Source organism: Pseudaestuariivita rosea (assembly GCF_017592335.1).
GTDB classification, from domain to species: domain Bacteria; phylum Pseudomonadota; class Alphaproteobacteria; order Rhodobacterales; family Rhodobacteraceae; genus Parasulfitobacter; species Parasulfitobacter rosea.
In genome coordinates this window covers 1-11,202 of sequence record NZ_JACNMP010000058.1, presented here as the reverse complement: position 1 = coordinate 11,202, position 11,202 = coordinate 1, and the positions used below count along the sequence as shown (strand labels likewise).

Genomic DNA, 11,202 nt, shown 5'->3' with positions numbered 1-11,202 from the left:
GCTTGATCCCCCTGACCAACTTGTCAGCGGCATCCTTCGATGTCCCGGACTTCTTGTTCATCTTCGCTCCATAATGGCTTCGATGAACCAGAAATCCTCCCTTGCGCAAACCCCTAAATCTAACCGGCAGGTGCTGAAGTCAGACAAGCGCAGCTTATTGAAGCCGCAGATCGCCTCGGCGGTACAAAATGGGTGGATCGCGCGGGAGATATCGTCGCTGCGCTGCAACACGGCAGACCCGCACAGGCGCTTTTGATGGATCTCCGGAAACTGCATCGGTTGTTCAGGCTGGACTACACTGATGATCCATTTTCTGAGGAGGCCGCGCGATTGGCCACGATCCACCCTGATGATCCAATCGCGGGCGCAGCGCGACTGATCGCCGATGCCTTCGACAAAGCCATGCCTTCGATCGAAACATTGAAAACCAATATGATCAAAATACAGGACGCCGCTTTATGTTAGACACAGATCTCACCATTGCCCGTGATTATGCTCTTCGCGCTGTACGATTGCTGCGGGCCCGCCGCTTTCAGGTCGGCGGTGACAATAAAATAAGTTTTGGCCCTAGCATCGTCAGCTATCGGCAAATCTGCGACGATGATGGGACAGATGTCGAACGCCTCAACGCCTGCAAAAGCCTTCGCAAAGCCCTCACGCCGCATCTCATTTTGCACCGCGCGACAGCACAAACCCGAGATATTGCCGAAGCGGATATCATGATAGCAGCGAATACATTGCCCGCCACAACCCGCGACGGCGTCGTGCTGGAAGAGGCAGATCAATTGCTCAAACAGGCCATAAGCTTCTTTGAGCAAGGCATCTGCGACCAAAAGCTATGACAACAAAGTTGGCCGGTATATTTCCGGCCAACCTATCAGCATTAGCTATATGTAACGGCTTGCAATCATCAGCCTCGGATCAGATTAAATGCGACTGCGATTTGCGAGATGTTTCCAAGCGCCTGTGCCTGTCTGAGTTCCCGTCTACAGATTGCGTGACTTAACGTAAATATTCAGACGAGATTTCAGGACAAGAGTTTTCAAGGTCTCTGACCGCGAACTCAGCGGCAGTATAGCGTCTGGATTTCCCTCGTTTTGCAAGACAATCCGTTCGCACATAATCTGGGTTTTCGGTCGTCGATAGACGCAGGTGAATTCGGGCCTAAAATTACGATGATTGCAAGCCGAGCCGATTATGTTTGCAAATCACTACAACTACGTTTTGATCTGCATCGGTGTTTTCCCGGTCTCGCGTTTGAATGCTTTGTAAAATGATGAGCGAGAGTTGAAGCCGACATCATATGCGATCATCAATACAGTCTCATCGGTTGTCGTCAGTTGCTTTAACGCGTCCTTGATCCGCCAGCTGTTCACGTAGTCAAAGAAAGTCGCGTGCAGCTTGGTGTTAAGCGTTTGAGATACGTAATGCGATGATGCACCGATATGTTTTGAAAGATCAAAGAGCGACAGATTGGGGTTACGGTAAAGCAGGTCATTCTGCATGGCCGAGTTGATTTTTGTGGCAATCCGGCTGGATTGTACGTCGTCCAAAGCAGAGTTTTCGTATTTGGGTTGCCGCACCTCTGGTTGCCGGTCCTGATTGGGTGCCTGGACCAGCGCGAATGCTGGCCGCTGCCTGAGCCCCCAAATGCCGATGACCCATATCAATCCGATTAGTGTTACCTCTTCCAACAGGTCAAGCCAGAATGCCCGCCCCGCCGGTATCGCGTCGTCAAAAAATGTGGAAACAAAGCCCGTCACATCGAAAAGGACGTAGAAAACCGACCAAAGAATGATCAGCCAGATCCATCGCAACTCTCGGTTCTCGGTGCTGGCGAAGATGTCCTTTAGGCGCTTCTGGTGCCGCGCCAGACGCCGGATGACCAATACCAGATATGTGATGACCAGTCCGGTCATCAATAGATTCAGGCCTAGTAATGCAAGAATTCCGGCTATAACCTGAGGTGCGAGCGTACCGGGAAATTCCACGTCAGATTGTAGCAGGCTTGGTGGAATGAACAGGACCAACGCGATCAGGCAAAGCCCAATTACCAGCGGCGTAAAGTGCTGCCATTTCCGGGGTATCGCCTGATGCCCATCTTCCCTGGTCAGTTCCCAGACGTACCACCACAAAAGGAACGGGCTGATTAAGTCCGGCATCATCAGTGCCACTTCGAAATAGTGGACCACAGCAAATTGATTATCCGTGGCCGGAGCCGGAATAACCAGCCCTGGAACCTCGGTCAGTCCCTGGCAAAGGAACAGCAATCCAAGAGGCCGAAAAAGTGTCTTGTCGCTGCGGCGTGTCAAAAGAACACTGGCGCAAAACAGGCATATGCCTGTGCGTAGTGTTGCCATCAGCATGATCAGGTGCGCGTCGTCCATCTTTATGCGCCTTATCGGGGCCGCCACCTACGTGCAAGGCGGCGACCGCGTTGATCAGAAGCTGTAAATGAAACCGATATGAGCAGAGGCCTCATAATCGGCTTCAAGCAATGGGCTATCTCCGATATCGCTAAGGTCGGTGTAGTCCAGAAGCCCCACGATCGCGCCGTTGTCCGATACCGGGAACACCATTTCGATGCTTGCAAATGGCAACACCGCATCCTTTGTTTCAAAGGCTTGCCTGCCGCTGCGCGCCTCGGTCTGTGAAACCCCATAATAGTATTGATTGTGTTGTTCAGACGTGTATTTTGCACCGCCAGACACAGTTATACCAACCAAGGAAAGGTCAGTCTCATACCCGATCGCTGCGCTGGCAGTCATACCGCCATGCGCGTCAGAGATATCCTTATCAGCAGTTGCCGCGATAAACAGGCCGCCATCAAACGCGTAAGTACCCTCTAACCCAATGGTCAGATCTGCCTCACGCTCCATTCCGTCGAAAAAGTCGTTATCTTCATCAAAGACAAGACCCAGATTTGACGCAGCGGTTAGTGACAGGCTGGCGTTGTCCCCGTTCAAAACGTGATAGCCAAGACCGTCGATCCCGATATGAAAATGTTCGGTATCATAGGCAAAATAGGGTACAATGAATGCGGTGGTATTGTCATCGCTGACGTAACCGCCATCTTCGATACCGACAAATCCACCAACGGTAAAATTGCCTTCCGCATAGGATGGAGTGGCCGCGCAAAGCAGCATGATCACATAGATATTTTTCATTACGGTGTCTTTCAGTTTGATTGTGCGCGCTGGATATGTGCGACGAGTCCCCGCACAGCAGCAGGATGACGGCTAACCAGATTGGTTTCCGAGAAGATATTGATGGGCAGTTCAGGCGGAATACCACGGCCTTCCCACAGGATGCCATTCTGGTCGCGATAGACTTCATTCGACATCCCGATTTCCCATCCGTTAGGCAGTGTCTTATACAAAACATCCGAAAGCGCGCCTTGGGTCGGCTGGCCGACATGTGTGACATTGGGTTGCGCGCGGAACGCAAGTGTCATGATTTCGCCCGCGCTGACGGTCGATTCCGTCGTCATCAGATAGACCGGACCGTAAAAAGACGGTCGGTCCGATGGCTGAACATAGACGGGCGTTGCTTGCGCCCCTTGTGCGTCGGCTGCACGCTTTGTCAGGACAAGACGGCGTTCATCGGCAAAACGAGCCGCGATTTCGCGGCCCAGAAAATCGTTGCCGCCAAAGTTAATGCTTGCGTCGACGATAACGGCCTGCACATTTGCATCAGCAAAGGCAGTCATTACGTCATCCATGATTTGATTTATCGCGGCATATTCGCGATCAGCATCGAAATCATCTGGTGTGGATAGCAGTTCATCTTCGGTCAATCCGGTCAGCATCAATACGGCAAGATAGCCAATGTTGCCGTCGATCACACCATACTGGATTTTACCGCCAGCGGCCGTAGCACCTTGATCTTGCAAAATCCGTTCGCCGATACCATCAACCCAATAGTTTTCAAGCTGCGCGACGAATACCTCATCTTCGTCCACGCCAAGCGTCTCTGCCAATTTGCTGACACCGCGGCCAAGAGGCGTTGTTTTCGGGGCCGCGCTGTATTCGGCACCATCAATCTCGGCGTTCAATTCCAGATGACCGTCCTGCAGGGGGGCAATCATTCGCGCAAACAGCGCAAACAACGCTTCGTCTGTCATGTCAGCTGAAAGGCGTTGCCGCGCCGCACGCACACGTGCATCCCAGTTCACACCATAAAGATCAAAGAACGCATAATTAGCGGCGAAGATGTCCGCGAAAGCCTGAAAATTGCCTTCAACCGTGTTCTGCAAAGGCGCTGCACAAGCAGCTGGCAAAGCGTCTTGGCTGATGTAAGTTGTGCGGTGCGGCTCATACTTTATCCCATAGGTAAATGAACTGCCACTTACTCCGACCTGAACACTGTCAGAAGTCAGGATTGAATCCAGTTCTGCACTGGCTGCCTGATCCAGCACACAGCTTTTGCCAGCCACATGATAAAGTCTTTGCTGACCCGGTCTAAGATCGATGACGTAGCCATAGCCATCGCTGATCCAGACGCTTTGTTGCAACTGCAGCCTGGTGGCGATGTCTGCTGCGGTGCTGGCGCAGGCCAAAAGTGAAAGGGCTGCTGCTGTACAAGCCGCAGCTTTTGTTGATCGTCGCATTGAAATTTGCCTTGGTTAGTGAATCATGCCAAACTTCTAGGCTGGCAGCGCTGTCGCGTCGTCTCACCCAATCGGGAAGGACAGAAAAATCGGCAGTTGCACGGCATCCATTATCGGATAAAATGGAGGCTTGAGATTATCAGCGGCCTGCAAATTCAAGATAACCATCACGTTGCGTTGCAGACGTGCGCCCTTTTTACCTCCACAGACAAGCCGTTTGCAGCGCTTTGTCTGCCGCATACACACGCAGCACAAAGTAGAACGATCAGGCTGGGCTTAGAACGATCTGACGCCGAACGAAGGATGGATAGGCTCAGTAAGTGATGTTTCAGCCGAAAGCGTAGCCACGCGATGCTTGCAAAACATACAGCATAGGAAAATCTAGACAATTGGACTTGGTTCAGGACTTCTGATGATACAGTGGTCACCAAATCAAGGCAAATCTCTAACTTAGTCTCGCAACGAACGATTAGATACGATCCAAATGTTCAATTGTGCAGTTGATGGTCGTTCCTGTCTGATCATGCCAGCGCAAAGCTGCGCGAAAAGCTGCGGCGCGTGCTGTGTCGATTTCGGTTTGGGCGCTTGCCAAGGCGGATTGGGCCTCGATCAGAGTGACTCCGGCATCGACACCAGCTTGACGTCGTGCACGTGCCTGTTCCAGATCGGTTGCAAGCAAGCGATATCCGGCGAAACTGCTGTCAAGCTGAGCCTCTGCGCCCTGCAGGTCGACAATTGCTTCGAGGGCGGCGATCTCGGCCCGGGCACGGGTCTGTAGCCAAGCGATTTCGGCCTCGGCGACAGATAAACGCGCGCGATCGACGCCACGACGTGCAGATCCGTCATCGAAAAACGTCCCCTCAAGACGAACGCTGTTGCTAAGTGCGGCTGCATTGCCAGACAATACGCCAGCCAGAGTGCGTGCGGTTGCGGCAAGTGACCCAGTTACAACAAGCCGTGGGCGTGTGCTGCGAAGTGTTTCTGCGCGCGATGCATCAGCGGCATGAAAACGCAGCCAGGCGGCGCAGACGGACGGGCGGTTGGTCACGGCATCCAAATCGGTATGCGCTGGAACCGAAGGCCGCCTGAGATCGCGGAGCGATATCGTGTTTGGAATTGTGCGGACACCAAGTGCGCGTAGTCGCGCTTTTGCCAAAGCTATCTGTCCTGATGTCTGGGCAGCCTCAACACGGGCATTGGTCAACTCGCGGACCTGTCTTGCGACGTCAAGGCTTGTGCTTTCCCCCGCTGCGGCCCTTGCGCGCGCAGCAGGCAACACCGCCTCTGCCAACCTTACTTTTTCGTTGGCGCGCGCAGCTGTCGTTGTTGCTTCTGCCAAGGCAATCCAGCCTTCGACGACAGCTCTTGCAAGCTCGCGCCGTGCGATCAGAAGATCAATATCCTGCGCCTTACGCTCAAGCTTCGCCGCTTGCAGGGCCGCATTAAGACGACCTGTCAGGTCAGGTTCAAAACTGCCCTCTATTGTGTACGAGACGCTTTGGGTCGTTTCGGTTTCGGTTTCCTGACGTTGTGCGACAGCTGTGCCGTCTATCCGAGGCGCGCGATTGCGTTGGATTTGCGCCAAAGTCAAATCGGCCGCCCGCGTGCGGGCACGGGCAGCAACGACATCCAGACCGGCAATATCAGCCTCATCCAGCATCCGTCGCAAATCCCGATCCCCAAAATCGAGCGCCCAAACCGTCGGTTCACTGACGGCAAGATCGCTTGCGCGAACAGCCTTAACGGGGCGACCGTCAAGCTCTGGCAGAGCGCAGCCTGCAAGGCCAAGGACGAATGCGATGACAATAACTGATCTCATCGCAACACCCTGACAACCATGCGCTGACCAAGGATCAGATCATTCGCAACTTCGGGTTTGGCATCGATACGCACTACGATTTCAACTGTTCGCGCATCGTTCCCCGGTTGTCCGGGTGTGCCATAGACCCCTGCGACACGATGCACTTCGCCTGCAAAGGTTTCGCCGACAGCCTGTTCTGATATAATCTCTGTCTTCTGGCCCGCCTCGACCAAGCCGACGAATTGTTCGTCAAGATTAGCGCGCACCACACGGGGGGCGTCGGGTGCAAGAAGGAACATTTCGGTTACGTTTGTAGTGCTTGTGCCGTCGCCAACACGTGCCGAACTGCGCAAAATCGTGCCGGGGCGGGGTGCGCGGATAACGTGCGCCTCAACTTCAGCCTCTTGCTGAGCGACGCCGCGTTCGGCAAGTGTGACGGCAATCTTGGCGCTGCGAACCTCAAGATCAGTTTGCTGGCTGGCACGACGCGCTTCATCGGCCTGACGAGAGGGGATCGCGTCAGCTGCAACCAGTGAGGACAGACGTACTGACTCTGCAAGTGCTTGACTGGCGCGCAGTTGGGCAAGCTCCGCTTGAATTTCAGACTGAAGAAGCTGTTCGCGCGCGATCTGCAATTGAAGCTGTGCCGTTGTGTCGTTTATTCGGGCTAGCGGCTGACCTTTTTCAACGCGGTCGCCCTCGGTCACGAAAACTTCGGCAATGACGCCTTCGCGCTGTGCGGCAAGCCGCATGACGCCACCTTCGATATCGACGCGACCCGTAGCCACCGCGAGCCAAGGGCCTTCTGGGGTCTGTCCCATGGCAGAGATGGGCAAAAGTGTTAGGAAAAAAAGCAAAATAAGTCTTAGCATGTTTAACTACTCTCTCTGGTCTGAATGCCAAGAATGCGCCCATCTTCCATCTGAAGAATGCGGTCGGCAAAGGGCGTCAGGCGGTCATCATGGGTAACACAGACCACTGCAACACCAGACTGCCGTGCAAGATCGCGCAGCCGCGATGCCACAAGCTGGCCGTTTTCGCTGTCAAGCGCACTTGTCGGTTCGTCTGCGAAAATCACACGAGGGTATTTTGCCAGCGCACAAGCGACAGAAACCCGCTGCTTTTCCCCGCCTGACAGGGCTGCCGGCAGCAGACGCATACGGTCGCCCAGGCCGACATTGCGCAAAGCTTCCTCTGCGCAAGCGCGGGCGTCACGGCGCTTGATGCCCATTTCACGCAATACAAATGCGACCTGCTCGCGCGCACTGAGGCTGGGTAGCAGGATTGAGCCCTGGAAGATAAACCCCATATGGGCAAGCCGGAACGCATCGCGCGCCTTGCGCGAAAGCGACCAAAGTGATGTCTCGCCTGCCATAACGGTTCCACTGTCTGGCGGCGTCAGTCCGGCGAGCATAGCAAGTAATGTGGACTTGCCACAGCCGGATGGCCCCTTGATGAGAGTGAAGGCACCTTGGTTGACGGTGATGTCTAGATCGCGCACGACATCGATAGTCGCGGGGCCATTACGGAATGACTTGGTCAAGCCACGCGCCAAAAGCGCCGGTTGAGGGGTACTGGTGTCTTTCATCGCAAAAGTGCCGCAGGGTCGGCCCGGCGCAGACGACGCAGGGCCAGTAGGTTCGACAGAAAAACTACGATCATCAACGCGACTGCCGACCATATAACAAGTGAAGGGGTCAAAACGACAGACACATTTCGTGCCCGCAGAAAGCTGATCAGAAAACCTGCCACGATGGCTGTCACTCCGATTGCCGCAATCCCGACAATCCCGCCTTGCGCCATAACAAGCCGCTGAAGCCGTCCGAATGACAGTCCATAGGCACGTAGGGCCGCGTATTCGCGAATGGATGCCGCAACTGATCCGGCAAAAGACTGACTTACGATAAGCAAGGTTACAACGAGCGCGATACCAACTGACGAGGTAAAGACCGCACCTAAACCTGATGCCATCCATGACGCCATGCTGGATGCGATAAGTTCGTCTTCCATCCAGAATGTAAGGTCTGGATGCCCGATAAAACTGGACAAAAGACGATCAAGCGCTTCGGGTGTGACATCGTCCCTAAGTTTGACCAATATAAATTTTGGCGGCGTCTGCTCCGTGCCTGCAAAAAAACGTGCTGTCACCTGAGACGTAATTACAGGCGTGTCCAAAACCCCACGCAGCCCATCAACCAGGCCGATAATACGAGCATCTTTGCTATTGATCAGAACGCGGTCGCCAATTTCGACATCAAGTCGGGCCGCAAATGCCGTATCAAGGATTATCGAGCCTGGTTCGGCCAATGCAGCGCGCGTCTTTAGCGGCAGCAGTTCTGAATAAAGCATTCCGTCTGGCGTGCTTGGTGTGCCGATTATTTGAATCCAATGCTCTTGCTCAAGTGTATCGTCACCTGGTTCTTTCGGCAGCCGAAGATCGCCTATAACAGGCGCATAAGCCTCCATGCGCTCTATTTCAGGAATTAACCAAAGCAACGAGGATTGCGCTTCGGTCAAGCCCGAACTGCTTTCTAGCGAAGTGCTTCCTGCCGGTCCGACCCAAAACGAAACATCCGACATAGTAATCGGGGCAGACGCATTGCGAAACGCCCCAAACATCAATGAAAGCTGCATGATCATTAAAAGGCCGGACACACCGACCGAGATCATCACCGGAAGGTAACGACGCCAATCATGTCGAACAGATGACCATGCGATTCTCAACATAAAACTGTTTTGACACAGTTATGTTCAGGTCGTTTCCGCGTTTTGTGGAGAAACTGTGGAGACAACAGATCTAACTGCTGCAGTGAAGCGTATCTCAAACAAAGCCCCACCGCCTGGTCGATCTGTATAGCTGGCTTTCGCACCATGGGCTTTGGCGATCGCCATGACTACCGAAAGGCCAAGCCCCGAGCCTTTTGATCCGCGCGATACATCCGCCTGCCAAAAGCGATCAAATGCCCGGTGCGCCTGGGCCTGGGTCAGACCGGGGCCGCGATCCATAACGCGCAGCCAAGAGTGCATACTGTCAGATCCGGTCTCGACCCGTATTGTCCCATCGCCATGCGTTATCGCATTTGATAAAAGAGCCTGCAGCGCTTGGGTAATTCGTAGCGTATCACCGTCGATGGGCGCCTGTGACAAAGTGCTTTCTATAACTGTATCACTGTCAATCACGGCAAGCTGTATGCCATGAAGATGATCTTCGGCAATACGCGCCAAGTCGGTTGGTATAATATCAAGCGTTAAGCGACCAGCCTCAAACAAGGTCAGCAGGCGTAAATCCTCGACAATCTGACTCAAAAGTTCAACTTGTGTAAGAAGGGCGCTAAGTGCTTGCCGGTCCATCGGAAAGACGCCATCCAGCATCCCATGAAGACGTCCAGAAAGTACAGTGAGGGGGGTACGTAATTCGTGGGCTACTGCAGCTGCGCTTTCGCGCCTTTCACGTTCGGATCTTTCTGCTGCTGCTGCCATAGTATTGAAGTCCCGGATAAACCGCGCAACCTCTTCCGTGGTGCGTTCTTTCGTCTCAACGCGTGCAGTCAGATCACCCTCACTCAAATCGCGTGCTGCTTCTGATAATAAGGCCAGCGGACGTAGCAAGCGCCGTCCACCGGCCATGGCCACACCTGCCCCAGCCATAAGGCCGCTGAGTGAAACCCCAATTGTAATAAGCACAAAAAGTCTGTCGGGTAGATGGGCATTCATGCGATCAACCAACTCATCCGACATAGGTTCGTTACCGATATATTCAGCCAGAAGGTGAGGCGGCAGCGTTTGTTCAAACCGACCCCAGATGATCAGATCAATCAACAGGAACAAACCAAAGATTGTTGCAACCGCCACCAGCGCGGCCAATCCGCCAATCCTCATTAAGTGCCTGGAAAGCGGCTTCATGTTCCAGTGTCCAGTCGATAACCGATACCACGGATTGTACGAATAGTTACGCCAGCATTTGCGTTTGCCAGCTTACGACGTAAATTTGACATGTGACTATCGACAGTACGATCAACTGCATCACTTTCGCTGAGACAGGCATCCAATAAATCGCCTCGGGAAAATGCGCGCCCTGAATTTTCTATTAAATGGCTTAACAGATTAAATTCACTTGGCGTCAGATCGATAACACCGCCCGGAGTACTAAAACTACATGCGTCGCGATCAAAAGAGAGGTTCCCAAGTTGAAGTGTCGATGGCTTTTCGCGCAGGCCGCGGCGCAGAACTGCCGCAACGCGGGCAACAACCTCGTTTGGATTGAATGGCTTTGTCACATAATCATCTGCCCCCATCCTAAGCGTAGAGAGCTTATCAATATCGTCGTCCATCGCGCTAACGACGATCACCGGCGTTTGCCTCTTCATTCGCATCACAGAAAGCACCTCGAAGCCGCTTCGAAGTGGTAGATTTAGGTCGAGCAATAAAAGATCCGGGCGAAGTTGCTCGGCATAAAGAAGCGCGGTGTCGCCGTCCGATGCCACCAAGGTGCGATAGTTAGATCGCTCAAGGTAATGGCGCAGAATATCTGCGATCTCAAAATCGTCCTCAACGATCAGAATCAATGGCTCTGCTTTAGACATACTATTTGCACTACGCTACTTTGAGCAGTGTAGGAACCACACCAGCTGATAAGATTACTGGGGATAGGCAGGTTCTGGCACCTAGAGCGTGATGAAATCGACCTGAATCAAGGGGGATTCACATAGGCTTATTTTGCTGATTCACTGTCGCCGACCACAAGATGGAGGGCGAGCAGTGGGTAAGGCACTTTCGATGGACCTTCGGGAGA

Annotated in this window: 12 protein-coding genes; 3 read left to right on the top strand and 9 right to left on the bottom strand. The window is 53.5% G+C overall.

Annotated features, from left to right (window positions below; translation table 11 throughout):
* The 3 genes from H7848_RS19110 to H7848_RS19100 form a co-directional block, all read left to right on the top strand.
* On the top strand, window positions 1-256 hold a 256-nt coding region (locus H7848_RS19110; RefSeq protein WP_208354522.1), incomplete at its 5' end, for a hypothetical protein.
* On the top strand, window positions 256-465 hold the full coding sequence (locus H7848_RS19105; protein WP_208354520.1) for an SET domain-containing protein: 210 nt from the start codon (window positions 256-258) through the stop codon (window positions 463-465). The genes H7848_RS19110 and H7848_RS19105, both read left to right, overlap by 1 nt.
* Window positions 459-842, top strand: coding sequence for a hypothetical protein (locus H7848_RS19100; RefSeq protein WP_208354518.1), 384 nt, complete (start codon window positions 459-461; stop codon window positions 840-842). Before H7848_RS19105 ends, H7848_RS19100 begins: the two co-directional genes overlap by 7 nt.
* Before the next feature lie 375 nt (window positions 843-1,217).
* On the opposite strand, the gene H7848_RS19095 is transcribed toward H7848_RS19100, so the two are convergent.
* The 9 genes from H7848_RS19095 to H7848_RS19055 form a co-directional block, all read right to left on the bottom strand.
* Window positions 1,218-2,387 carry a helix-turn-helix domain-containing protein gene (locus H7848_RS19095; RefSeq protein ID WP_208354517.1) on the bottom strand — a complete coding sequence of 390 codons (1,170 nt, stop codon included), beginning with the start codon at window positions 2,385-2,387 and terminating at the stop codon, window positions 1,218-1,220.
* Between the two features lie 54 nt (window positions 2,388-2,441).
* Window positions 2,442-3,167: a MipA/OmpV family protein gene (locus H7848_RS19090; protein ID WP_208354516.1), complete on the bottom strand. Its 726-nt coding sequence runs from the start codon at window positions 3,165-3,167 to the stop codon at window positions 2,442-2,444.
* Window positions 3,168-3,178: 11 nt separating this feature from the next.
* Window positions 3,179-4,609 (bottom strand): S41 family peptidase, encoded by a 1,431-nt coding sequence (locus H7848_RS19085; RefSeq protein WP_208354515.1) that lies wholly within the window; start codon window positions 4,607-4,609, stop codon window positions 3,179-3,181.
* 469 nt (window positions 4,610-5,078) lie between these two features.
* Window positions 5,079-6,428: a TolC family protein gene (locus H7848_RS19080; RefSeq protein ID WP_208354514.1), complete on the bottom strand. Its 1,350-nt coding sequence runs from the start codon at window positions 6,426-6,428 to the stop codon at window positions 5,079-5,081.
* Window positions 6,425-7,231 carry an HlyD family secretion protein gene (locus H7848_RS19075; protein WP_208354512.1) on the bottom strand — a complete coding sequence of 269 codons (807 nt, stop codon included), beginning with the start codon at window positions 7,229-7,231 and terminating at the stop codon, window positions 6,425-6,427. The genes H7848_RS19080 and H7848_RS19075 overlap by 4 nt, the downstream gene beginning before the upstream one ends.
* Window positions 7,232-7,284: 53 nt before the next feature.
* Entirely contained in the window at window positions 7,285-7,998 is a 714-nt protein-coding gene (locus tag H7848_RS19070) for an ABC transporter ATP-binding protein (protein WP_208354511.1), read from the bottom strand.
* Window positions 7,995-9,080: an ABC transporter permease gene (locus tag H7848_RS19065; protein WP_272874432.1), complete on the bottom strand. Its 1,086-nt coding sequence runs from the start codon at window positions 9,078-9,080 to the stop codon at window positions 7,995-7,997. Before H7848_RS19065 ends, H7848_RS19070 begins: the two co-directional genes overlap by 4 nt.
* Window positions 9,081-9,161: 81 nt before the next feature.
* Window positions 9,162-10,274: an ATP-binding protein gene (locus H7848_RS19060; RefSeq protein WP_208354509.1), complete on the bottom strand. Its 1,113-nt coding sequence runs from the start codon at window positions 10,272-10,274 to the stop codon at window positions 9,162-9,164.
* A 35-nt stretch (window positions 10,275-10,309) separates the two neighbouring features.
* Complete coding sequence (locus H7848_RS19055) at window positions 10,310-10,993, bottom strand: response regulator transcription factor (RefSeq protein WP_208354507.1); 684 nt, start codon at window positions 10,991-10,993, stop codon at window positions 10,310-10,312.
* Between the last annotated feature and the right edge of the window lie 209 nt (window positions 10,994-11,202).